The organism is Streptomyces sp. SID486, from assembly GCF_009865385.1.
In the GTDB taxonomy this organism is placed as follows: domain Bacteria; phylum Actinomycetota; class Actinomycetes; order Streptomycetales; family Streptomycetaceae; genus Streptomyces.
Window position 1 is genome coordinate 1 of sequence record NZ_WWJT01000400.1, and the last position, 213, is coordinate 213.

The 213-nt window shown below is 77.0% G+C and carries 1 pseudogene; it reads right to left on the minus strand.

The window, feature by feature from the left end:
- Positions 1–213, minus strand: a pseudogene (locus tag GT045_RS18600) (hypothetical protein); the annotation flags it as partial.

The window sequence follows — 213 nt, forward strand, 5'->3', positions numbered from 1 at the left end:
CCGACGGTTCAGGGCGGCGAGGCGGGTGCGGAGTTCGACGCAGCGGGCCGTGGCACGGGTGTGGTCGTCGTGGGCCCAGGCGAGGTCGACGCGGAGCGCGTCGGCCTCCTCGGCGGAAGCGGGCGCCGACAGCAGGCGGCGCAGCCTCGCGTGGCGTTCCGCCGCGTACCGCTGCTCGCGCAGCATCACGTCGAGCCGGTCGGCGAGGGCGTC